Origin of the sequence: Bartonella sp. AP30XZML (assembly GCF_042195945.1) — a bacterium.
Taxonomy (GTDB): Bacteria; Pseudomonadota; Alphaproteobacteria; order Rhizobiales; family Rhizobiaceae; genus Bartonella.
This window is the reverse complement of record NZ_JBHIPJ010000103.1, coordinates 1-24,220: the sequence shown is the minus strand read 5'-3', so window position 1 is coordinate 24,220 and position 24,220 is coordinate 1. Positions and strand designations below refer to the sequence as shown.

19 protein-coding genes, 1 tRNA gene and 1 pseudogene are annotated in these 24,220 nt (G+C 38.9%); 4 read left to right on the top strand and 17 right to left on the bottom strand.

Going from position 1 to position 24,220, the window contains the following annotated elements:
- Positions 1–77: 77 nt before the first annotated feature.
- Both rpsB and ACFIL2_RS07485 read right to left on the bottom strand, forming a co-directional pair.
- Positions 78–857, bottom strand: coding sequence for a 30S ribosomal protein S2 (gene rpsB, locus ACFIL2_RS07490; protein ID WP_273788135.1), 780 nt, complete (start codon positions 855–857; stop codon positions 78–80).
- A gap of 167 nt (positions 858–1,024) precedes the next feature.
- Positions 1,025–1,861, bottom strand: a complete 837-nt coding sequence (locus ACFIL2_RS07485; RefSeq protein ID WP_375632770.1) for a cell envelope integrity EipB family protein — start codon at positions 1,859–1,861, stop codon at positions 1,025–1,027.
- A gap of 145 nt (positions 1,862–2,006) precedes the next feature.
- Here ACFIL2_RS07485 and ACFIL2_RS07480 point away from each other — a divergent pair, with 145 nt between their 5' ends.
- Together ACFIL2_RS07480 and ACFIL2_RS07475 are read left to right on the top strand one after the other, a co-directional pair.
- Positions 2,007–2,468 carry a RidA family protein gene (locus ACFIL2_RS07480; protein ID WP_375607219.1) on the top strand — a complete coding sequence of 154 codons (462 nt, stop codon included), beginning with the start codon at positions 2,007–2,009 and terminating at the stop codon, positions 2,466–2,468.
- Between the two features lie 134 nt (positions 2,469–2,602).
- Positions 2,603–3,025 (top strand): HIT family protein, encoded by a 423-nt coding sequence (locus ACFIL2_RS07475; protein WP_375607220.1) that lies wholly within the window; start codon positions 2,603–2,605, stop codon positions 3,023–3,025.
- A gap of 28 nt (positions 3,026–3,053) precedes the next feature.
- Here the strand turns inward: ACFIL2_RS07475 and clpA are convergent, their stop codons facing one another.
- Together clpA and clpS are read right to left on the bottom strand one after the other, a co-directional pair.
- Complete coding sequence (gene clpA, locus ACFIL2_RS07470) at positions 3,054–5,384, bottom strand: ATP-dependent Clp protease ATP-binding subunit ClpA (protein ID WP_375680282.1); 2,331 nt, start codon at positions 5,382–5,384, stop codon at positions 3,054–3,056.
- A gap of 6 nt (positions 5,385–5,390) precedes the next feature.
- Positions 5,391–5,762 carry an ATP-dependent Clp protease adapter ClpS gene (gene clpS, locus ACFIL2_RS07465; protein WP_273790742.1) on the bottom strand — a complete coding sequence of 124 codons (372 nt, stop codon included), beginning with the start codon at positions 5,760–5,762 and terminating at the stop codon, positions 5,391–5,393.
- Between the two features lie 235 nt (positions 5,763–5,997).
- On the opposite strand from clpS, the gene ACFIL2_RS07460 reads away from it, so the two are divergent.
- Positions 5,998–7,347, top strand: a complete 1,350-nt coding sequence (locus ACFIL2_RS07460) for a D-alanyl-D-alanine carboxypeptidase (protein WP_375632766.1) — start codon at positions 5,998–6,000, stop codon at positions 7,345–7,347.
- Positions 7,348–7,379: 32 nt separating this feature from the next.
- Positions 7,380–7,658, top strand: a complete 279-nt coding sequence (locus tag ACFIL2_RS07455; protein ID WP_375618379.1) for a hypothetical protein — start codon at positions 7,380–7,382, stop codon at positions 7,656–7,658.
- A 406-nt stretch (positions 7,659–8,064) separates the two neighbouring features.
- Here the strand turns inward: ACFIL2_RS07455 and ACFIL2_RS07450 are convergent, their stop codons facing one another.
- The 13 genes and pseudogenes from ACFIL2_RS07450 to ACFIL2_RS07390 all read right to left on the bottom strand — a co-directional run.
- Entirely contained in the window at positions 8,065–9,456 is a 1,392-nt protein-coding gene (locus ACFIL2_RS07450) for an L-serine ammonia-lyase (protein WP_375632764.1), read from the bottom strand.
- 340 nt (positions 9,457–9,796) lie between these two features.
- Positions 9,797–10,486, bottom strand: a complete 690-nt coding sequence (locus tag ACFIL2_RS07445; protein WP_375618388.1) for a nitroreductase — start codon at positions 10,484–10,486, stop codon at positions 9,797–9,799.
- Positions 10,487–10,691: 205 nt separating this feature from the next.
- Positions 10,692–10,895, bottom strand: a complete 204-nt coding sequence (locus ACFIL2_RS07440; protein WP_375618381.1) for a hypothetical protein — start codon at positions 10,893–10,895, stop codon at positions 10,692–10,694.
- A gap of 716 nt (positions 10,896–11,611) precedes the next feature.
- Positions 11,612–15,823, bottom strand: coding sequence for a DNA-directed RNA polymerase subunit beta' (gene rpoC / locus ACFIL2_RS07435; RefSeq protein WP_375632761.1), 4,212 nt, complete (start codon positions 15,821–15,823; stop codon positions 11,612–11,614).
- A gap of 171 nt (positions 15,824–15,994) precedes the next feature.
- A complete protein-coding gene (rpoB, locus tag ACFIL2_RS07430) occupies positions 15,995–20,143 on the bottom strand; it encodes a DNA-directed RNA polymerase subunit beta (RefSeq protein WP_375632759.1) in 4,149 nt (1,382 codons plus the stop codon).
- A gap of 290 nt (positions 20,144–20,433) precedes the next feature.
- The gene (rplL, locus tag ACFIL2_RS07425; RefSeq protein ID WP_273790654.1) at positions 20,434–20,805 is read right to left on the bottom strand and encodes a 50S ribosomal protein L7/L12; all 372 of its coding nucleotides are present in this window, start codon (positions 20,803–20,805) and stop codon (positions 20,434–20,436) included.
- A 101-nt stretch (positions 20,806–20,906) separates the two neighbouring features.
- Positions 20,907–21,425 (bottom strand): 50S ribosomal protein L10, encoded by a 519-nt coding sequence (gene rplJ / locus ACFIL2_RS07420; protein WP_375680283.1) that lies wholly within the window; start codon positions 21,423–21,425, stop codon positions 20,907–20,909.
- A gap of 355 nt (positions 21,426–21,780) precedes the next feature.
- Positions 21,781–22,485 (bottom strand): 50S ribosomal protein L1, encoded by a 705-nt coding sequence (rplA, locus tag ACFIL2_RS07415; RefSeq protein WP_375613460.1) that lies wholly within the window; start codon positions 22,483–22,485, stop codon positions 21,781–21,783.
- A gap of 4 nt (positions 22,486–22,489) precedes the next feature.
- The gene (gene rplK / locus ACFIL2_RS07410) at positions 22,490–22,918 is read right to left on the bottom strand and encodes a 50S ribosomal protein L11 (protein ID WP_273723157.1); all 429 of its coding nucleotides are present in this window, start codon (positions 22,916–22,918) and stop codon (positions 22,490–22,492) included.
- Between the two features lie 150 nt (positions 22,919–23,068).
- Positions 23,069–23,599: a transcription termination/antitermination protein NusG gene (nusG, locus tag ACFIL2_RS07405; protein WP_375632755.1), complete on the bottom strand. Its 531-nt coding sequence runs from the start codon at positions 23,597–23,599 to the stop codon at positions 23,069–23,071.
- A 20-nt stretch (positions 23,600–23,619) separates the two neighbouring features.
- Positions 23,620–23,832, bottom strand: coding sequence for a preprotein translocase subunit SecE (gene secE / locus ACFIL2_RS07400; RefSeq protein WP_273790652.1), 213 nt, complete (start codon positions 23,830–23,832; stop codon positions 23,620–23,622).
- A 196-nt stretch (positions 23,833–24,028) separates the two neighbouring features.
- A tRNA-Trp gene (locus ACFIL2_RS07395) sits at positions 24,029–24,104 on the bottom strand.
- A gap of 47 nt (positions 24,105–24,151) precedes the next feature.
- Positions 24,152–24,220, bottom strand: a pseudogene (locus ACFIL2_RS07390) (elongation factor Tu); the annotation flags it as partial.

Below are 24,220 nucleotides of genomic sequence, written 5' to 3'. Positions count from 1 at the left end.
GAAAGCGTGCAAAATCCCTCTGCACGCCTATAACTTCTTCTTTAGACAATAAAAGTACCTTAATTAGGCATTTTATATTATTCAGAAACTTCTGAAACTGCATTTTCTTCCAAAATAGGCTCCACAGGTGCATCAACTTGAGCTCCTAAATCGATACCCATTGCTCCTTGCTGGCGTGCAATACCATCAAGAGCAGCACGGGCAAAAAGATCGCAATAAAGAGAAATTGCACGTGAAGCATCGTCATTACCTGGTATTGGATGTGTTACGTCATCGGGATCACAATTGGTATCAATAATAGCAATCACTGGAATACCTAAACGTTTTGCTTCTTGGAGTGCAATATTTTCTTTATTCGTATCGATAACAAAGATAAGATCTGGAACAGAACCCATATCTTTAATACCACCAAGCGCACGATTAAGCTTTTCACGATCACGTTCAAGATTTAAACGTTCCTTTTTAGTAAAGCCTTGCGCTTCAGCAGCAAGAATTTTATCAAGCTTCCGCAAACGATGGATCGAATTGGAAATCGTTTTCCAGTTTGTGAGCATGCCGCCAAGCCAACGTGCATTAACGTAATACTGAGCGGAACGATTCGCCGCATCTGCGATAATGTCAGATGCTTGCCGTTTCGTACCAACAAAGAGAATACGACCACCACGCGCTACAGTATCTGAAACAAGTTTAAGTGCTTGGTGTAAAAGTGGAACGGTCTGAGCAAGGTCAATAATATGGATATTATTACGCTGACCATAAATATAGGGAGTCATTTTGGGATTCCAGCGATGAGTCTGGTGACCAAAATGCACACCAGCTTCTAAAAGCTGGTGCATAGTAAAATCGGGTAGTGCCATAAATCTTATCCTTTCCGGTTCAACCTCCGCGGAAAAAGCAGGAAGACCTGCTACCGGCGGATGCTTGCTAGAAGTTTCTCACAGATCATTTGCAAACACCCAGACTCCGCGTGTGGAATAGCGCAAACATACTAATATTTGATTCTTTTTCAAGTTATTTTCTTTAATCATTTAATATTTGCATTTTCACATTGATTAAGATCTTTTCCAAGTTCCAAGAATTCGAGACTGTTCAATTTTGCACGCACTGAAAAAGTTCCATAATCTATATGAAGATCACGCATGACACCATTCTCATGTAAGAGAAAACTGCTACGATAAACCGGCAAACCATCTTTATTTTCTCCATCATCAAAATAAGAAATTGTAACAGGCCAATATTCTTCTTCATCCAATTTTCTTACTTTTTCCGTTTCGCTATCAGATAAAAGCGTCTTCTTTTCCCCTATGACGATACTTTCTTTTATAACTTTATCTGCTTTATTTGTCCCATCAAATACAGTAACATTGTAAAAATGATCTCCTGCTTTTGCATGGCGGATAATATTTTTTAGTTGCATCATTGGAAATTCAGCCATTGCAAGCTTATACTCTTTTTCCTTTGGCTTTTTTAAGGTAACTGTAATACCATCTTGCGTACGCTCCGCAACTCCCTCGGCACGATGCACAACCTCTTCTCCCTCTTGATCTGTAATATTAAAACGAAATGTACGGCTGTCTCCTGTTTCATAACTCGTCGTCTGTTGATCCGTCAAACGTACTGGCATATCTTCAATGTAAACACGGCTAATGAAACGAAAACGTGTGCTATAGCCTTGGCATGCCGAACCAGCAAGCTCGTAAACCATTCGTCCTGACATCGCAGAAATTGTCATTTCATGAGAAACACTATCGAGATGAAAATCATAAATTGCTCGATGAGGCACAATAAAAATGGGCTCTTCAGCTCTCGCAGTACATAAAAAAACAATATATAAAACTATTATAAATAATGATCTAATCATTCCCAACTTCCGAACTTTATCCCCGTTGCATAACATCATACAATAAGGCAAAAAAGGCTAATTTCTCAATTAACCACACATTTTCTTAAATCAAAAAATAGATTATGCAATGAATATATTATAAAGTAGCTATGGAGTTAAAATTATGACCAATATGATTGAAAAAAACTTAGAAAAATTCGGGATCACTCTTCCTGAAGTAATCTCCCCCCTTGCCAATTACATCACCACTTCACAAAGTGGCAATCAACTCTTTATTTCTGGGCAACTTCCTCTTATTAATGGAAAACCAATAGCCATCGGTAAAGTTGGTGCAACTGTGAATACCGAACAAGCCCAAAAAGCATCTGAAGCTTGCGCTCTCAATATTCTCGCGCAACTCAAGGCAACTCTGGGTGACTTAAATAAAATAAAACGTGTGGTAAAAATTACTGTTTTTGTGGCTGTAGATTCTCATTTTACCGATATTCCTTTTGTTGCCAATGGAGCTTCTAATTTATTCGTCAATATCCTTGGTGAAATTGGAAAACACGCCCGTTCTGCTATTGGTGTTGCCTCTCTTCCTATGGATGTTCCTGTAGAAGTTGAAGCCATCATAGAAATCTAAACCTTCATTAAGACAGTGCATTATCCTAAATATAACTGAAGTCAAAATACTTCTTTGTCTTACACTCTGATAAACCTTGCATTTTTTCGTTTTTAAATTAGAATCTTAAACTTACGATAAAAGGAAATATTTGTATGAAACAAGCTTATGACAATAACAATATTTTTGCTAAATTGATTCGCAATGAAATCCCTTCTGTTCGTGTCTACGAAGATGATGATGTTATTGGATTTATGGATATCATGCCACAGGCACCAGGTCATACGCTGGTCATTCCTAAAAAAGGCTCTAGAAACTTACTTGATGCAGATCCTGAAACATTATTTCCTGTTATTAAAGCTGTTCAAAAAATTGCAAATGCTGTCAAAAAAGCCTTTCAAGCAGATGGCATAACTGTCATGCAATTTAATGAAGCAGCTAGTCAACAAACCGTCTATCACCTTCATTTTCATATTATACCACGTATGGAGGGAATAGAGCTTACCCCTCATAATGATATGGTAACGCCTCCAGAAATACTTGAAGAGAATGCAAAAAAAATCCGTGCAGCTTTATAACACACTCTTAAGTTGTTGTGCTTTTTTTCTACACGTTTTTTTTTGTAAAGTTTTCCATTTTACTTTTCTTTGAACTTACAGATATATCGGAAGATGAAATTTCTAACTGTAAGCTTTCTTTTTTGCCATTTGATTTTTGTGTCAATACGCGAACGGTACCGCCATTGCGTAACTTTCCAAATAAAATTTCATCAGCTAATGGCTTTTTAATATATTCTTGTATAACACGCCCTAATGGGCGTGCTCCCATCTGAGAATCGCATCCTTTATTAGAAAGCCATAAAGTTGCAGAAGGGCTTAATTCAAAACAAATTCCCCGATCAGCTAATTGTGCTTCAAGCTGAAAAATAAATTTTTGCACTATCTGATTGATGATTAAATGAGATAAAGGTGCAAACGGAATAATTGCATCTAACCGATTACGAAATTCTGGTGTAAATAACCGATTGATTGCTTCTATATCCTCACCATCACGATGTACTTTCCCAAATCCAATAGCTGATTTTGCCATATCTGAAGCACCAGCATTGGTTGTCATAATCAAAATAACATTGCGGAAATCAATTTTCTTACCATTATGGTCTGTTAATCTACCATAATCCATTACCTGCAATAAAATATTAAATAACTCTGGGTGCGCTTTCTCAATCTCATCTAGCAATAGAACTGCGTGAGGTTTCTGATCAACGGCATCTGTAAGGAGACCTCCTTGATCAAACCCTATATAACCTGGAGGTGCTCCGATTAAACGTGCTATCGTATGCCGTTCCATATATTCTGACATATCAAAACGCAATAATTCAATGCCTAAAGATGATGCAAGCTGTTTTGCAACTTCAGTTTTTCCTACACCTGTTGGTCCTGAAAATAAATAACTTCCTATTGGTTTATCCGGTTCGCGTAAACCTGCTCGCGCCAATTTTATGGATGAAACTAAGACGGAAATTGCCTGATCTTGACCATAAACAACATGTTTGAGTTCTCTTTCAAGCTTACTCAGTATCTTCTGATCATTCCGGGAAACTGTTTTTGGTGGAATTCTTGCAATTGTAGCAACAGTCGCTTCAATTTCTTTAACACCTATACTCTTCTTGCGTTGTTTTTGTGGCAAAAGCTTTTGCGCTGCGCCACTTTCATCAATAATATCAATTGCTTTGTCAGGTAACCTACGGTCAATTATATAACGTGAAGATAATTCTACAGATGCCTTCATCGCCTGATCTGTATATTTAATCTGATGAAAATCTTCAAAGTAAGGCTTCATCCCCTGCAAAATTTTAATCGCATCTGTAACAGAAGGTTCATTAATATCAATCTTCTGAAAACGACGCTCTAAAGCACGATCTTGTTCAAAGAATTTGCGATATTCTCTGTAAGTCGTCGAACCAATACATCGCATAGTTCCAGAAGATAACACAGGTTTCAAAAGATTTGCTGCATCCATATTTCCCCCTAATGTTGCTCCTGCTCCAATTAAGGTATGGATTTCATCAATAAATAAAATAGCATCTGGATACAGCTCAAACTCTTTAATAACTTGCTTTAAGCGTTCTTCAAAATCACCGCGATAACGTGTACCTGCAACAAGTCCCCCCATATCAAGAGAAAATATTGTTGCATTTGATAAAACTTCAGGCACTTGCCCATCAACAATGCGCTTTGCCAATCCCTCAATTATAGCTGTTTTCCCTACTCCAGGATCACCAACCAAAAGCGGATTGTTTTTTGACCTTCGACATAAAATCTGAATCATGCGTGAAATTTCTATTTCACGGCCAATTAATAAATCAATTTTTCCATTACGTGCTTTACAATTGAGATCAACACAATAATTCGTTAAAGCACTTGTTCCTCTTTCACCATTATCCGAAATCTGCTGATCTAATTGCTCTTCAAGTCCTTCAAGTAACATGGATAACCCATCATCACGCGTGACACCCTGTGAAATAAAACGTACAGCATCATAGCGTGTCATTCCCATCTCTTGAAGAAAATATGCTGCATGGCTTTCACGTTCAGAAAAAATTGCAACAAGAACATTTGCCCCCGATACTTCATCTTTTCCAGCTGATTGTGCATGAATCACCGCACGTTGGATAACACGCTGGAAAAAAGCTGTAGGCTTTGTATCCTCATCAGCTCTAATCTGTTCATCTAACTCTGAGCGAAGATAATTGGTTAAGCGCTCTCGCAATTCCTCCACATCTACTTGGCAAGCCTGAATAACGGAATTTGCATCGGCATCATCTAACAGCGCAAGTAGAAGATGCTCTAGTGTTGCATATTCATGCCGTGCTTGAGTAGCAATTGTTAATGCACGATGCAAAACCTCTTCAAGACTAGGTGTAAAAGATGGCATAGCTCCTCACTTCCATTCCATTACACATTGTAACGGATGTTCATTTTGACGCGCACATTCCCTCACTTGTAATATTTTCATTTCAGCGACTTCATAAGTATAAGTCCCACATTCTCCTATCCCATTGTGATGAACATTTAACATTATCCGCGTTGCCTCTTCGAAACTTTTTTTAAAAAAGTTCTTCAAAACGAAAACAACAAAATCCATAGGTGTGTAATCATCATTAAGCAAAAAAACTCGACATAATTTAGGTTTTTCGAGTTTTTCTCTAGCCTTAGGCATTATAACCGCACCATGCCTACCTTCATCCCAATTCTTGCCCTTTTCATTATGCATAATATGAGCTATAGAGTTTATTATGAGCGTCTGTCCCATTATCGTTTTCCATGCAACACATTTTTTATTAATTTTAAATTCTTTCATAACTATTGCAATACCTGTTTGTATTAGAAAAAAATCTCCCTCTATGGTTAGACTTCAATCACTCACTCATAAAATAACTTCTGTAAACAAATTAGTAATACCATTCGCCTAAACTGCATCAACAAATTACAGAAAAGGAAGCTTTATAGAAGTTTTTCAGGATAAATGGAGAAATAGGATACTGCAAGTGTATATTAATTATCAAAAAATTATGCGCTACTGTAAAACAATAGCAATTTCTTTTGTTATGTTAGCTTTTTCTTACTGTTGGGCATCAGCCACACCTCAAGGCGCCTATCCTGATAAGTATGCGGCTATTGTTATAGATGCTACTACGGGAAAAACTCTATTTCAAGCCAATGCAACACTGAAACGTTATCCTGCTTCTTTAACAAAAATGATGACATTGTACTTACTCTTTGAAGCTATGCAGATGCGTCGTGTGACACCAAATACACCAATTCCTGTTTCTCATTATGCAGCAATGCGTCCACCAACAAAAATTGGATTTAAAGCAGGCCAAACAATTTCTGCAGAATCAGCAGCTAAAGCACTCATTACAAGATCCGCAAATGATGTTGCTGCTGCCATTGCAGAATATCTTGGAGGTAGTGAAAAAAAATTCGCTCAAATGATGACAATAAAAGCTCGTAAACTTGGCATGAAACATACACATTTTGCAAATGCTTCAGGACTTCCGGATGTGCACAATTATTCTACAGCACGAGATATAGCGACTTTGTCATTAGCTTTACGTAAACATTTTCCCAAACAATATAAATTGTTCAAAACAAAAAGTTTTAATTTCCGTGGACATAAAATTAACAGCCACAATAAACTTGTTAAAATAATGAAAGGTGTCGATGGAATTAAAACAGGCTACACACAAATGTCAGGTTCTAATTTAGCAACTTCGATGCGTCTTGAGGGGCGCTCTGTTGTCGCTGTTGTTATGGGAGGTAAATCATCTACTGCGCGTGACGAGCATATGGCTAGCCTATTGAAACAATATTTGCCCAAAGCAAGCCAAATGAAAAGTGGTGAACGTTTAATGGCTTCTGTACGCTATCACTTACCGACTGGCGCCAATACTCCTATACCGACCATTAAAGCTGATTCAAGTAATTTTGACGATGAAATTTCGACTATGTTGACAGCATTTGCAGAACAACCTAAAAACTCCAATATCGCAATAACGGCTGTAAATAAGGTAATTATACCAATACCGAATCCTCAAAAAACTATACCGGCTGAGACTCATAAAATTGTAACAGTCTCTTTGTCCGAAAATGCCGGATGGGCTATCCAAATTGGTTCTCTTCCTAGTGAAGAACAAGCAAAAACTCTACTTTTAAAAGCAAAAAATATAGCTTTTTCTATTTTAAAACACGCATCTTCACACATGCAACTGTTTGAAAAAAATGGGCGGCGTTATTACCGAGCGCGCTTTACAGGGTTTCAATCAAAAAAAGCTGCATTTGATGCTTGCTCTACATTAAAGAAAGCAAATTTTAACTGCTATACTGTAGCCTACTAAAAAATTTTGAATTCTGCGTTAAGGATAGTATTATGACAGATAATGCTTTTGCTTCATTCCATAAAAAAGAAATTTTATTGAAGCAATCATCCCTCCTTTCATTGCGTTCTCTTCACGATGCTGCCGCAAAACTTACTGGTTTAAAATATAATTCGACTGCATTAGATACACAATCTCTTGTTCACCTTCTCATTTGCCAAACAATACGCAACCGTCGTCTCATAATGCCTCCTGTACGCATTCATTTACGCGTTGCGAGCCAAACTGGTAATGTGCCTATTAAAATCCGTTTAGGAGCAACAAATATTTAATTTCTCTAAAAAATTATTTTATTATTAACCATTATCTACAGCCTTAGAAAACCCTTTGATAAACATACTTTTTTCTTAAATTGTTGAATTTTTCTGACAGCTTTTCCAACTATCCAATATCTCCAAGCTTTCAATAAAAACATTGTTAAGGACATAAAAATACCCAATATTTTTCCACTTTTGGATTTAATATAAAAAATTATCCTTGATATCTTTCTGGAAAAAATGAATAGCTTCATTAGATGAAAGCTTATCATTTGATGGGATTATTGTAAAAGTTCAATAAAGAAAGTCCCTCTTAATAACGCTCCCCATACAACATAAACGCTGAAAAAACATAAGCTTTATCAGAAAATACGATCTCTCTCCCAAAAGTCCAGTTATGGATTGAAAAATGTTCCAGCTCTTAACAAGATATCACATTGACTGCAAGACCACCTTTACTTGTCTCTTTATAGCGTTCACTCATATCATGACCAGTCTGGCGCATTGTTTCTATACAAGCATCAAGAGAAACAAAATGATCTCCATTACCATATAATGCAAGAGAAGAAGCCGTTACCGCCTTAACAGCTCCCATTGCATTACGCTCAATACAAGGAACTTGTACAAGACCTGCAACAGGATCACATGTCATTCCCAAGTGATGTTCAAGCGCAATTTCTGCCGCATTTTCAATTTGAGCTGGTGTTCCACCTAACGCTGCGGTCAACCCTGCTGCGGCCATTGAAGATGCCGTTCCAACTTCACCTTGACACCCAACTTCTGCACCAGAAATAGAGGCATTATGTTTGATAACACCGCCTATAGCTGCTGCCGTTAATAGAAAATTATGTATTCCCTCTCGATCTGAATCATCATTAAATTGAAGATAATAACGCAAAACGGCTGGGACGACACCGGCTGCTCCATTTGTTGGTGCTGTAACAACACGACCACCTGCTGCATTTTCCTCATTGACGGCTATAGCATATACCGAAAGCCAATCATTTGCCCAAAGTGGATAATTGTAATTTTTCTTTTGTTTTTCCAAAAGCGTTTCATGCAGCTTTTTAGCGCGCCTTAGAACACGCAATCCACCAGGCAACTCACCTTCTTGTGAAAGACCTCTATCAATGCAATTTGTCATCGCTGAAAAAATTTCATCAAGCCCTACATCAAGAGAAGAACGCTCTATCTTTGTTTCTTCATTTAAGCGCTTCATTTCAGCAATTGAAAGTCCTGATTTTTCTGCCATTGATAACATTGTACAAGCAGAATCGAATGGATATGGTACCTCAAATGCTTCTGGTTGTATATTATCATTCATATGGCTTAATTCATCCTCAGTCACAACAAAGCCACCACCGATAGAATAATAAATCTGCCGCAACAGAACATTCCCATCAGTATCAAGTCCTTCAAAGGCTAGTCCATTTGTATGTCCAGGGAGGATTTGCTTTCGTTCAAAAATAAGATCACGTTGCACATCAAACTGATAAGCGGGATGACCTACTGGTTGCACTTTTTTTTCACGTATAACTTTTTCTAACAGAAACCCCATGCTATCAGGATCAACAGTAGAAGCTTTTTCTCCTAAAAGTCCTAATATGATAGCTCTATCTGTTGCATGACCAATACCCGTGAAAGCTAAAGAACCATAAAGATAAACACGTATACGAGAAACTTGAACATCAGACGACTGAGAAAAATCTCCTATCTTTTGCAAAAACATATTAGCAGCTGTCATTGGTCCCATCGTATGTGAGCTAGAAGGACCAATCCCAATTTTAAAAAGTTCAAAAACAGATAGAAACACGTATCACCTTAAACTATAGTACAGCTTGAGCATATATGCTTTTTCATAACGTTTCTTCCGTTTAAAATCAAATTGCGAGATAAACTAAAAAAATGACAACAATAAACACGAATGTCGCTCGTCTTGCTACCACCCAACACTTTCTTTCTATAGTGTTTTCCATTAGCCAACCTTTAAAACGGACAATGCCCCTAGAGTCACAACTCCTAATGTTTGAAGCGTAGTAAAATAAGTGTTAATATGCAATATTAAAATTCAATAAGGATGAGAAATCTTATCGGAAATATTTTTCATAATGCACTAAGTTCTTCAAAACGTATGCTTAATTTTATAAAATATTTTATGGATATGTTTCAATGAAACGTACAAATTTTTCTAACGATTCTCGTTCTGTCTCAAAATTGTTTTCTGGAGCACTCATATCGCGATAACCAAGTGCCATACCACAGATAATATGGCGATCAGAAGGAATAGATAAAAGCGTACGAATCTGTTTATGATAATCAGCAAAAGCAGCTTGAGGACAGGTATCTAATCCAAATCCACGTGCAGCTAACATAATGGTCTGCATAAACATACCCAAATCAAGCCAACTCCCCATTTCCATGTCGTGATCCATTGTAAATAAGAGTCCTACAGGTGCATCAAAAAATAAAAAATTTCGCGCCTTTTGATGAAGTACTTTTTCTTCATCATCTTTTTGAATTCCAAGACTCTGATAAAGATCCAAACCAACTTTTCGACGCCTTGAAATATAAGGCTCACGCCACTGACGTGGATAATAACTATATTCACGCTCTCCTTTTACACCTGAAAGCACAAGTTGTGAAAGCTCTTGCCCTACTTTCTGTAATACACTTCCTGTAAGCACAATTACTTGCCATGGCTGAATATTTGTTCCAGATGGTGCACGTGCTGCAAGTTTTAAGATTTCTTTGATTGTTTCCAAACTAACTGGCTGATCAGTAAAAGCGCGAATTGACTTTCGTGACAAAATAGATTGAAAAACACTCATAGGAGAAACTGTCATTGTTTTTACTTTCTTTATGAAAAATAGTTTTTTCTTATCAAGGATAATATACTGCGAAAATACCTTTGCAGCTTTTTCAAACACTCTATTTCTTTAAATGACTTACACATTTCACGCAGTGGTAAATATTCCCCTTAGAGATAGTATAATCTATCTCTTTTAAGAGAAAGAAATTTGTCTAAAAGAAGACAAAATAAATTTATAATCAATGACTAACCCCCAACTCCGCTAAGCTCTCAAAAAAACTCTCTTCAATTCGTTCTAAATCCTGTAGAAGATCATCAACATCATGCTGCATCTGCTTTAAATCAGTTCGTTTTTTATGAATTCCTGCAATTAATTTCTTAAGCTTTTTCTCATCATCAGGTGGTTTTCCAACCATTGTCAACATATCAGATATTTCAGACAACGAAAATTTTACTCTGTTAGCATACAGGATTTGTTTTAACTTATGACGATCCGTTTATGTATAAAGCCGTGTACTTCCACACCGAAAAGGGATAAGAAGTCCCTCTTCTTCATAGCAAAGTTCGAGCTATTATTGAAAACTCACGTGTTAATTTTCCAATTGAATAATATTCGTACATTTTATTATTCTGTCTGCATAGATTACATTGTTATAAGAAATATGTCTATTTTTTATAAAACTTAGTGAGCACCTTAATCTCTACTTTTCTGCATTTTAATTTAGAAGAAAATACATTCATAAACATTGTATAGTAGAGAATCAATTATTTTTAGATTACAGAAAGACTATTGATCTTTCATTATAAATCCTTTTAAATCTCTATAGAAGATATCAATTAAAAATTTTCCTAAAGTTAAAAATCAATCATTATTTGATTTGTAGATAATCAACTCTTTTCCTTGAATATGATTTTTGAGTTTCACATATTTGGGAAAAAACTTTCTATACTGCCTGCAGAAATTAAGAAACTTTAAAATGAAACAACAAGAAAGATAAGCATCATTACAAAACAATAAGCTACTAAAGATGTTTAAAATAACTATCGCCTTATAATTTTTGATATTTTTCAAGAAAATATACAACTTCTGCATTTCGAAATAAAAAACGTCTGAACTTTCTATTCAGACGTTTTTATATTATGTGGTGTTGTATTTAAATTATTCAGCAACGGCCCCGGTTGTCATATTTGTCAACATAGCCTTAGCCACTTCGTTATTACTAGACTTACGCTGCTCATCTACAATCAAATCATCACGAACTGCAGCAATACGACGGATTTGAGAAATTGTACCACCCGTACCTGCTGGAATAAGACGACCGACAATAACGTTCTCTTTAAGTCCTTGCAAAGTATCAATTTTACCAGAAACTGCTGCTTCAGTAAGAACACGTGTTGTTTCCTGAAACGATGCCGCCGAAATGAAAGAAGGCGTTTGAAGAGAAGCTTTTGTAATTCCAAGAAGAATGGGATTACCAGATGCAGGTTTCTTCCCTTCTGCAATCAAATTATCATTGATTTCATCAAGTTCAATACGATCAACATTATCACCTGGAATATAACCAGAATCTCCAGATTCTGTAATTTCAACTTTTTGCAACATTTGACGAACAATCACTTCAATGTGCTTATCATTAATAAGAACTCCCTGCAAACGATAAACCTCCTGAATCTCATTAACAAGATAAGATGCCAAAGCTTCAACCCCCTTAATCGCCAAGATGTCATGAGGTGCTGGATTACCATCAAGGATATAATCTCCCTTTTCAATTTGATCGCCTTCTTGGAAATGGAACAACTTACCTTTTGGAATCAAGTATTCTACTGCCTCAAGAGTTTCATCATTTGGTTCAATAATGATACGACGTTTATTCTTATAACCACGGCCGAATCGAATCGTGCCACTAACTTCAGCAATAATCGCATGATCCTTTGGACGACGCGCTTCAAAAAGCTCAGCCACACGAGGAAGACCACCCGTAATATCTTTCGTCTTGGCACTTTCCATTGGCAAACGAGCAATAACATCACCAGCCTTAACATGAGCACCAAGCTCAACAGAAAGAATAGTTTCCACTGACATCATATAACGGGCTTCACCTCCCTTATACAATTTAGCAATGGATTCACCTTCTTTATCCGTGTGAATAATAATAGCTGGTTTAAGATCCGCACCACGTGGATTAGCGCGCCAATCAATCACCAAACGCTTCGTAATACCCGTAGATTCATCAGCTGTTTCAGTGACAGATAAACCATCAATCATATCTTCAAAACCCACATAGCCTTCAACTTCCGTTAAAATTGGACGTGTATAAGGATCCCATTCTGCTATACGTTGGCCACGTTTAACCACATCACCATCATCAACAAAAATATGAGCACCATAGCTAACACGATGTACAACGCGCTCTTTTCCTAACTCATCCTTGATAAGGATAGCCATATTACGCCCCATAACAACCAAATGGCCTTCAGAGTTACGAACCACATTACGATTACGAATCTCCACCTTACCTTCATAAGATGCCTCTAAATACGATGAATCAACAACCTGCGCAGTTCCTCCTAAGTGGAAAGTACGCATAGTAAGCTGTGTTCCCGGCTCACCAATGGATTGAGCAGCAATAACACCAACGGCTTCTCCCTGATTAACAGGTGTTCCACGCGCCAAATCACGACCATAGCATTTTGCACAAACACCAAGACGTGTTTCACATGTTAATGCAGAACGAATTTGAACAGATTGAATTCCAGCTGCTTCAATCTTCGCGACATCAGCTTCCTCAATCATTGCTCCACCTTCAAGGATAACCTCTCCAGAGACAGGATGTAGAATATCAACAAGCGCTGTACGACCAAGAATTCTTTGCCCAAGGGAGGCAACAATTTGTCCTGCATCAACAATCGGCTGCATGGTAAGCCCTTTTGCGGTACCACAATCAACTGCTGAAATAATAGCATCCTGTGCAACATCAACAAGACGCCGTGTTAAATAACCAGAGTTCGCCGTCTTTAACGCAGTATCAGCAAGTCCTTTACGTGCACCATGCGTGGAATTGAAGTATTCATTAACAGTTAGACCTTCTTTAAAATTGGAAATAATGGGTGTTTCAATAATTTCACCCGATGGTTTTGCCATTAATCCACGCATACCGGCCAATTGTCTCATCTGGTTAGCAGAACCACGAGCACCAGAGTGCGACATCATATAGATAGAATTCATCGGCCGTTGACGACCTGTTTTAGGATCAAAATCGACGGCTTGAATACGTTTCATCATTTCATCTGCAACGCGATCTGTACATTTACCCCAAGCATCTACAACCTTATTGTATTTTTCACCTTGTGTAATCAAACCATCATTATATTGCTGTTCGTACTCCTTAGCCAAAGCTTCTGTTTCTGCGACTAAACGCGACTTACTATCAGGAATAACCATATCGTCCTTACCGAATGAAATTCCTGCACGACAAGCATAAGAAAAGCCAAGCTGCATAATACGGTCACAAAAAATAACCGTCTCTTTTTGTCCACAGTGCCGATAAACATGATCAATCATTTTAGAAATGTTCTTTTTCGTCATCTCTTGATTGACAATATCAAATGAGATATCCGCACTTCTTGGCAAAAGCTCACCGATAATCAAACGACCAGGTGTCGTATCATAAAGTTTAGAGACTTCTTTTCCATCCTTCCCCATATTCTTAACACGGCCTTTAATCTTCGTATGAAGCGTTATAACCTTATTTTCCAAGGCATAATGAAGCTCACCTATATCAGAAAAGGCCATTCCTTCACCTGGTTCTTTTTCAGAAACAATTGAAAGATAATAAAGACCAAGAACCATATCCTGTGAGGGAACAATAATGGGAGCACCATTGGCCGGATGAAGAATATTATTGGTGGACATCATCAAAACACGGGCTTCAAGCTGTGCTTCAAGAGAAAGCGGCACGTGAACCGCCATCTGATCACCATCAAAATCTGCATTAAAAGCAGTACACACCAGTGGATGAAGTTGAATAGCTTTGCCTTCAATTAAGATAGGTTCAAAAGCCTGAATCCCCAAACGGTGCAATGTTGGCGCACGGTTGAGTAAAACAGGGTGTTCACGAATAACCTCATCCAAGATATCCCAAACTTCTGGATGTTCTTTTTCAACAAGCTTCTTTGCCTGCTTTACCGTTGATGAATAGCCTTTTGCATCAAGCCGCGCATAAATAAAAGGCTTAAATAATTCAAGAGCCATTTTTTTGGGAAGACCACATTGATGCAATTTTAATTCAGGACCCGTCACGATAACAGAACGCCCCGAGTAATCAACACGCTTCCCAAGTAAGTTCTGACGAAAACGTCCTTGCTTGCCCTTCAACATATCTGATAAAGACTTAAGAGGACGTTTATTGGCTCCAGTAATCACACGCCCACGCCGTCCATTATCAAACAATGCATCAACAGCTTCTTGTACCATACGCTTTTCATTGCGTACGATAATTCCAGGAGCACGCAATTCAATCAGCCGTTTCAAGCGGTTATTACGATTAATAACACGCCGATAAAGATCATTCAGATCTGATGTCGCAAAACGCCCACCATCAAGCGGAACCAATGGACGCAAATCCGGTGGAATAACCGGAATTGTTTTCATAATCATCCACTCTGGCTTATTTCCAGATTCAAGAAAATTTTCAACGATTTTAAGTCGTTTAATCAATTTTTTCTGCTTTAACTCTGAAGTTGTTTCAGCTAATTCAAGACGCAAATCATTAGCGATTTTATCTAACTCCATACTAGCTAAAAGCTCGTAAATAGCTTCAGCGCCAATCATAGCTGTAAACTGATCTTCTCCAAATTCATCAATAGCAAGCATATATTCTTCTTCAGAAAGAAGCTGATGGAGCTTAAGAGACGTCAATCCTGGTTCGGTTACAATATAATTCTCAAAATAAAGAACCCGTTCAATATCTTTTAAAGTTAAATCTAAAAGTGTAGAAATACGACCTGGTAATGATTTAAGAAACCATATATGCGCAACGGGTGCCGCAAGTTCAATATGCCCCATACGCTCACGACGTACGCGGGAAAGAGTAACCTCTACACCACATTTTTCACAAATAATGCCCTTATACTTCATGCGTTTATATTTGCCACATAGACATTCATAGTCCTTAATAGGGCCAAATATACGTGCACAAAAAAGACCATCACGCTCTGGTTTAAAAGTCCGATAATTAATCGTCTCAGGCTTCTTAATCTCACCATACGACCAGGACAAAATTTTCTCAGGACTCGCAATAGAAATACGAATAGAGTCAAATGTCTGCGCTGGCGCTTGAGGATTGAAAAGATTCATGACCTCGTGGTTCATGCTGTTCTCCTTCAAAGATTCTTAGAACCTGTTGTAATATCTCATCTATTTTATAACAGATCTTCTTTAAAAGACATTTACTTTTAAAAATGACCTGTATAGCCTTAATAAGGTTATTGAGCCTCTTAAAGTAATAAGAGCGCACCTTTTTCTAGTGCGCTCCTTGAATTATTATTCTGCCGTATCAGACAATGCCCGCTGTGCAATAAGTTCACGCGCATCATCAAGCTCCACATTAAGAGCAAGTGAGCGCATTTCTTTTACCAACACATTAAAGCTTTCGGGTATACCTGCCTCAAATGTATCATCACCACGCACAATTGCCTCATAGACTTTTGTTCGACCAGCCACATCATCTGATTTTACTGTTAGCATCTCCTGCAAAGTGTATGCAGCACCATAAGCTTCAAGTGCCCAAACCTCCATTTCACCAAAACGCTGACCACCAAATTGTGCCTTACCTCCTAATGGCTGCTGCGTAACAAGTGAATAGGGACCAATAGAACGTGCATGAATCTTATCATCAACAAGGTGATGCAATTTCAACATGTAAATATATCCCACCGTTACTGGACGATCAAAAGGCTCCCCAGTACGACCATCATAAAGCGTAACCTGCCCTGAACTATCTAAGCCTGCGTCTTCCAGCATCATGTTAATATCAGACTCATGTGCTCCATCAAAAACAGGCGTTGCAATTGAAACCCCTTTCTTCATCTGCAATGCCAATTTGTAAAGGCTTTCATTATCATACTGACGAACTGGTTCATTATGATTATCATCAGGCATAAGATTTTCAATACGCTGACGCAACGGCAATATATCCCCAGTCTCTTGATATAACTCTAACAAAGCACCAATCTTCTTGCCCATCCCCGCACATGCCCAACCAAGATGCGTTTCAAGAATTTGTCCAACATTCATACGACTAGGCACACCAAGCGGATTCAAGACGATATCAGCATGGGTCCCATCTTCAAGAAATGGCATATCTTCTACGGGAAGAATACGTGAAACAACACCCTTATTCCCGTGACGTCCCGCCATCTTGTCACCTGGTTGGATTTTGCGCTTCACAGCCACAAAAACCTTCACCATTTTCATGACACCAGGAGGCATTTCATCACCTCTTTGGACCTTTTCAACCTTATCCATAAAGCGACGTTGTAATGCTTCTTTTGATTCATCATATTGCTTGCGCAAAGCTTCAATTTCATTTTGAAGCTTTTCATCCTCAACAGCAAATTGCCACCACTGGGATCGTGGATAATGCCCCATTACTGTACTATCAAGCTTTTTGCTGCCCGAAAAGCCTTTCGGACCTTCTACAGCAACTTTACCTGTCAACATATCGGTGAGGCGCGCATAAACATTGCGATCAAGAATAGACTGTTCATCATCACGGTCTTTTGCTAAACGCTCAATTTCTTCACGCTCAATTGCCATCGCACGTTCATCTTTTTCCACGCCATGGCGATTAAAAACGCGAACTTCAACAACAGTACCAAAAGTCCCAGGAGGCATACGCATAGAAGTATCACGAACATCGGATGCCTTTTCCCCAAAAATTGCACGCAGAAGCTTTTCTTCCGGCGTCATGGGACTTTCACCTTTCGGGGTAATCTTTCCAACTAAAATATCACCTGGTTGAACTTCAGCACCAATATAAATAATGCCAGCTTCATCAAGATTTCTTAACGCTTCTTCCGCAACATTAGGAATGTCGCGCGTAATTTCCTCAGGTCCAAGTTTTGTATCGCGTGCCGCAACTTCAAATTCCTCAATATGAATTGAAGTAAACACATCATCAGCAACAATGCGCTCGGATAACAAAATAGAATCTTCATAATTGTATCCATTCCAAGGCATAAAGGCTACGAGAACATTCCGCCCAAGAGCCAAATCACCAAGATCCGTGGATGGACCATCTGCAATGATATCACCTTTCTCTACCCTATCACCGACATGTACAAGAGGACGCTGATTAATACAAGTGGACTGATTAGAACGCTGAAATTTCTGTAAGCGGTAAATATCAACGCCTGATTTTGAAGGATCTAAATCTTCTGTTGCACGGATAACAATACGGGTAGCATCGACTTGATCAACAACACCACTACGTTTTGCACTTACAGCAGCTCCTGAATCGCGCGCAACAATAGATTCCATTCCCGTCCCAACAAATGGCGCTTCAGCGCGTACAAGAGGAACTGCTTGACGCTGCATGTTCGATCCCATAAGCGCACGATTCGCATCATCATTTTCCAAAAAAGGAATAAGCGCTGCTGCAACTGAAACCAACTGTTTTGGTGAAACATCCATCAAATCAACATGATCACGCGGCGCCATTAAAACTTCACCAGCATGACGGCAAACAACAAACTCTTCTATAAAACGACCTTCGTTATCTAATGAAGAATTAGCCTGAGCGACATAATGCTTTGCTTCTTCCATCGCTGAAAGATAAATAACTTCTTTTGTGACTTTCCCATCAATAATTTTTCGATATGGGCTTTCAATAAAGCCATATTTGTTAACTCGCGCAAATGTTGCTAAGGAGTTAATCAGACCAATATTGGGGCCTTCTGGTGTTTCAATCGGACAAATACGACCATAATGCGTAGGATGTACGTCACGGACTTCAAAACCCGCACGTTCACGAGTCAAACCACCTGGACCAAGAGCAGAAAGACGGCGCTTATGGGTAATTTCTGACAATGGATTGGTTTGATCCATAAACTGCGACAATTGTGAAGACCCAAAAAATTCACGGACCGCTGCTGCCGCAGGCTTTGCATTGATTAAATCCTGTGGCATAACTGTATCAATTTCAACCGATGACATACGCTCTTTTATCGCACGCTCCATACGAAGAAGACCAATGCGATATTGATTTTCCATCAACTCCCCAACGGAACGAACGCGACGGTTGCCAAGATTATCAATATCATCAATTTCACCACGTCCATCACGCAATTCAACCAACATCTTAACAACAGCAAGAATATCCTCTTGGCGTAAAATACGAACTGTGTCTGGACAATCAAGATCCATACGTAAATTCATCTTAACACGCCCGACAGCTGAAAGATCATAACGCTCTGGATCAAAAAACAATGAATGGAACATTGCTTCTGCTGTATCGATTGTTGGAGGTTCACCTGGACGCATCACCCGGTAAATATCAAATAACGCATCCTGCCGACTTTCATTTTTATCCACCTTCAAAGTATTGCGGATGTAAGCGCCAATATTCATGTGATCAATATCAAGAATATTGACTTGATCAGCACTAACATCGAGCAGAATTTTTAATACTTTTTCGTCAATTTCATCACCAGCTTCAAGGTAGATTTCACCTGTTTCGTAATTGACGATATCTTCGGCTAGATAACAACCTAATAAATCATCTTCACTAACTTTAACCGCTTTAAGTCCTTTTTCTACCAAAGACTTCGCAGTACGAACTGTTAATTTTTTACCAGCCTCCGCAACGACTTCACCACTATCTGCATCTATAAGGTCAGAAATGAGCTTCATTCCTTTAAAGCGATCCACAGAATAAGGAACTCGCCATCCTTCTCCATCACGCTCATAAGTCACTTTATCATAAAACGTCGATAAAATATCCGACGCATCCATACCTAATGCCATCAAAAGACTAGTAACAGGAATCTTGCGCCGTCGATCAATACGCGCATAAATGATGTCCTTAGCATCAAACTCAATATCAAGCCAAGAACCTCGATACGGAATAACACGAGCAGCAAAAAGAAGCTTTCCTGATGAATGGGACTTTCCTTTATCATGGTCAAAAAAGACACCAGGAGAACGATGCATCTGAGAAACAATAACACGCTCCGTACCATTAACAATAAAGGTACCATTCGTCGTCATTAAAGGCATATCACCCATATAAACGCCTTGCTCTTTAATGTCTTTGATATCTTTGGAGCCAGTATCCTCATCAACATCAAAAACAATCAAACGCAATATGACCTTTAATGGGGCAGCATAAGTTAAATCACGTTGACGGCACTCTTCAACATCAAATTTTGGTAAATCAAATTCATAACCTACAAACTCAAGCATAGCTGTACCGGAAAAATCTGAAATAGGAAAAACCGATTTAAAAACAGCTTGCAAACCTTCATCTGGTCGTCCACCTTTCGGTTCCTCAACCATGAGAAATTGATCGTATGAGGCTTTTTGAACCTCAATAAGATTCGGCATTTCTGCTACTTCAGGAATCTTACCAAAAAATTTCCGTACGCGCTTACGACCATTGAATTGAGACATCATTGCGTGAGTCTGAGCCATCGTCGCTCCTTGATCTTTACTCTTCAAGGTAGACCAACCTTGAAAGCCTTATACCATTAACCTGCATATGCAGACCAGTTCACTTGACACTCAATAATGAGCATCATTAACTTTCCCCACCAACATAAGCCATTTATCTCTTTGACTCTATGATGAAGGGGTAAGTAATCCAAACCTATCCCATTCCTGTTACGAAACCATTGGGAAAAGGTTTTTTACTCATTATTTTCCCTCTTTGTATTAAGAGAAAGAAAATCGGCGAACATAAATGCCCGCCGATAAAATTAAATTTACTTAAGTTCCACCTTAGCACCGGCAGCTTCAAGTTGAGATTTAATTTTTTCTGCTTCTTCTTTAGAAGCAGCCTCTTTAATAGGCTTAGGTGCACCTTCAACCAGATCTTTAGCTTCTTTAAGACCAAGTCCAGTAAGAGCACGAACTTCCTTAATAACATTAATTTTTTGTGCACCACCTTCAACAAGAATAACATCAAATTCTGTTTTTTCTTCAGCAGCTGGAGCAGCAGCACCAGCAACAGCAGCGACAGCTACAGGAGCAGCAGCCGAAACTCCCCACTTTTCTTCAAGTAACTTAGAAAGCTCAGCGGCTTCCAAAAGGGTTAGATTAGAAAGGTCTTCTACGATCTTCTCTAGATCAGCCATTTTTAAATTCCTTCAATTAAAAGATTTTAACCATTATTAAATCTTATTCAAAAAAACAGAAAAGCATTAAAGCTCTTCCATAAACGTGAATACAAACAGCCTTAAGCCGCCTTATCCTCCTGAGCATATACTCCAATGACACGTGCAACCTGACCAGCAGGGGCATTAACAACCTGTGCAATACGGGTCGCAGGGGTAGAAATCATACCCACAAGTTTTGCACGCAACTCGTTTAATGAAGGCAATGAAGCCAATGACTTCACAGCATCTACAGTTAAACTTGTTGCACCCATTGAACCGCCAAGTATGACAAATTTGTCATTGCTTTTCGCAAAATCAACAGCAACTTTCGGTGCTGTGATTGGATCTTCTGAATAAGCAATAAGTGTTTGTCCAGTAAACAAACCCACTATCGATTCAGATTCCGTGCCCTGAAGAGCGATTTTAGCAAGACGGTTTTTGGCGACCTTAACGGCACCGCCAGCTTCACCCATTTTCGAACGCAAATCATTCATCTGTGAAACTGTCAGACCGGAATAATGTGCAACAACAACAGAACCAGACTTCCGAAAAGCCTCGTTAAGCCATGTAACAAATTCGCGTTTTTCCGCTCTATTCACTGTCTCTCTCCATTTAACAGATTTGCTTAAAACAAACCTGTTGGTTACCTTTGATAACATAAAACACTTCATGTCACCGATGAGGATCCTGTCCCCTTTTTCACGCACAGCGTTCAAAGGCAACCTTGGCTCAAACCCTTTAAGTCTTTTAACTCTCAGTTTTTACCCCAGTCTCATGCAGGTTTTTTTTGATTAAGATACTTAAAAGCATCACCTACAATCTCGGACAGGATATTCCGGAATTTCTCCCGGTACAACCTAAGCCCTATAAAGCTTAGATAGCGAGCTGATCAAAATCAGCATTTTAAATACAATTTTGATATTCCCATACCCCAAAACAAAATTATAAATCAGCTTATACTAGCTCTGAACGAACCGTTGCTGGATCAACTTTAACACCAATTCCCATAGTCGACGAAACAGCAACGCGCTTAATATACTCACCTTTTGCACCTTGTGGTTTGGCTTTAATAACTGCACTTGCAAAGGCTTTTATATTTTCTACGATTTTTTCAACACCAAAAGAAGCCTTACCAATACCAGCATGCACAATACCAGCTTTTTCCACACGAAACTCAACAGCACCACCTTTAGAAGCTTTGACAGCACCGGCGACATCAAGTGTTACAGTACCAACTTTCGGATTCGGCATCAAACTCCGTGGACCAAGAATCTTACCAAGACGACCAACAAGAGGCATCATGTCTGGCGTTGCAATACAACGATCAAAATCTATAGTCCCTCTATTAACGCTTTCAAATAAATCTTCGGCACCCACAATATCAGCTCCTGCCGCCTTAGCTTCCTCAGCCTTATCCCCACGAGCAAAAACGGCAACACGAATATTTCTCCCTGTTCCATTAGGCAAATGAGCAACGCCTCGAACCATTTGATCAGCATGACGAGGATCAACACCCAAGTTCATTGAAATTTCGATTGTTTCATCAAACTTAGCAACAGCACGCTCCTTAACCATTGAAACGGCATCTTTTAAAGCGTAAAGTTCATTAAAATCAATATCTTTTCGGATATTTTTTATTCTTTTTGCTACTTTTGCCATAATATTAGCCCACCACTTCCAAGCCCATCGAGCGAGCAGAACCTTCAACCATACGCATTGCTGCCTCAATGTCATTCGCATTAAGATCTTTCATCTTTGATTCCGCAATCGAACGAATTTTATCGCGAGAAATGCTTCCTACAGACACTTTACCAGGCTCTTTTGAGCCAGATTTCAGGTTTGCTTCCTTCTTTAAAAAGAATGATACAGGAGGCGTCTTGAGAGAAAATGTGAAAGATTTATCTTGGTAATACGTAATAACAACTGGAATCGGTGCCCCCTTTTCCATTTCTTGTGTCGCTGCATTAAACGCCTTACAAAATTCCATGATATTAATACCACGCTGCCCAAGAGCTGGACCAATCGGTGGAGATGGAGTAGCAGCTCCTGCAGGGACCTGCAACTTAAGCTGACCTATACTTTTTTTTGCCATAACAATCTGCCTTTAATTTTACTGGTATACTGACAATTCATCTTGCCCGTTACCCGCTTGCAGTCACGTGGTTCGGATCATTAAGCCGACAAAAGCTATAAATCACCTCCCACTCCTTCCTTAAAGTAATTAAAACTACTCTAAGTTTAATCAGAGTTTTTCAACCTGACTAAATTCCAAATCAACAGGCGTAGGACGCCCAAAAATAAGCACTTCAACCTTAAGACGAGAGCGCTCTTCTTCAACCTCTTGAACAATTCCATTAAACGAAACAAAAGGACCATCAGCAACGCGAACTTGCTCTCCAACCTCAAACAATACAGAAGATTTTGGAGACTCAACCCTTTCCTGAACTTGTTTGAGAATTTGCTCAACCTCTCGATCAGAAATGGGAACAGGACGCGCATCTGATCCTAAAAAACCTGTCACTTTAGGCGTATTCTTAATAAGATGATAAACTTCATCTGTTAACTCAGCACGAACAAGAACATAACCAGGAAAAAATTTTCGCTCAGTATCAACTTTGCGTCCACGACGAACCTCTACAACACGCTCTGTTGGAACAAAAATCTTTTCAAAAAGATGATCAAGTCCCTTTTGCTTTGCCTCCTTATCAATAGCTTCCGCTACTTTCTTTTCAAAGTTTGAATATGCCTGAACAATATACCAACGAGCTGCCACAGTCACACTTCCTTACATTCTCAACTAAAAAGATATTTCAGAAGATCAATAACCCGCCAAACACCAAAATGCATAACCTGATCCACAATAAAAAAGAAAGCTGAAGCCAATGCAGTTACCAACAAAACCATAATAGTAGAAATAACCGTCTCACGACGTGTAGGCCATTTCACTTTAATTGTTTCTGCATAAACCTGCTTCAAAAAGGTAATCGGATTGGTTTTAGATGCCATCGTCACACTATACTCTCTCTAGTCCTATTGTGTTTTATAGAATAAAATAAACAGGAAAAAAATGCAAAAGCCAACTTTCAGACTTATGCAATTTCCTTACTTTCTATTCAATACCGTTTCACACACAAAAAAACAAGCCCCATATCAAAAAAAGCGAAAAAGGCAGCAAAATCCACTCCCTTATATGTACCCCCTTTGGCAGGGGCAGCAGGACTTGAACCCGCGACCTGCGGTTTTGGAGACCGCCGCTCTACCAACTGAGCTATACCCCTAACTCTCAAAACTAAAACACTTTTAACACCCCTTTAACAAGCATTATTTATTCAATGATCTTAGAGACGATACCGGCACCAACAGTACGACCACCTTCACGAATAGCAAAACGAAG

Coding starts and splice junctions, on each gene's coding strand:
- rpsB (WP_273788135.1), bottom strand. CDS start 857: ATGGCACTACCCGATTTTACTATGCACCAGCTTTTAGAAGCTGGTGTG.
- ACFIL2_RS07485 (WP_375632770.1), bottom strand. CDS start 1,861: ATGATTAGATCATTATTTATAATAGTTTTATATATTGTTTTTTTATGT.
- ACFIL2_RS07480 (WP_375607219.1), top strand. CDS start 2,007: ATGACCAATATGATTGAAAAAAACTTAGAAAAATTCGGGATCACTCTT.
- ACFIL2_RS07475 (WP_375607220.1), top strand. CDS start 2,603: ATGAAACAAGCTTATGACAATAACAATATTTTTGCTAAATTGATTCGC.
- clpA (WP_375680282.1), bottom strand. CDS start 5,384: ATGCCATCTTTTACACCTAGTCTTGAAGAGGTTTTGCATCGTGCATTA.
- clpS (WP_273790742.1), bottom strand. CDS start 5,762: ATGGGACAGACGCTCATAATAAACTCTATAGCTCATATTATGCATAAT.
- ACFIL2_RS07455 (WP_375618379.1), top strand. CDS start 7,380: ATGACAGATAATGCTTTTGCTTCATTCCATAAAAAAGAAATTTTATTG.
- ACFIL2_RS07445 (WP_375618388.1), bottom strand. CDS start 10,486: ATGACAGTTTCTCCTATGAGTGTTTTTCAATCTATTTTGTCACGAAAG.
- rpoC (WP_375632761.1), bottom strand. CDS start 15,823: ATGAACCACGAGGTCATGAATCTTTTCAATCCTCAAGCGCCAGCGCAG.
- rpoB (WP_375632759.1), bottom strand. CDS start 20,143: ATGGCTCAGACTCACGCAATGATGTCTCAATTCAATGGTCGTAAGCGC.
- rplL (WP_273790654.1), bottom strand. CDS start 20,805: ATGGCTGATCTAGAGAAGATCGTAGAAGACCTTTCTAATCTAACCCTT.
- rplA (WP_375613460.1), bottom strand. CDS start 22,485: ATGGCAAAAGTAGCAAAAAGAATAAAAAATATCCGAAAAGATATTGAT.
- rplK (WP_273723157.1), bottom strand. CDS start 22,918: ATGGCAAAAAAAAGTATAGGTCAGCTTAAGTTGCAGGTCCCTGCAGGA.
- secE (WP_273790652.1), bottom strand. CDS start 23,832: ATGGCATCTAAAACCAATCCGATTACCTTTTTGAAGCAGGTTTATGCA.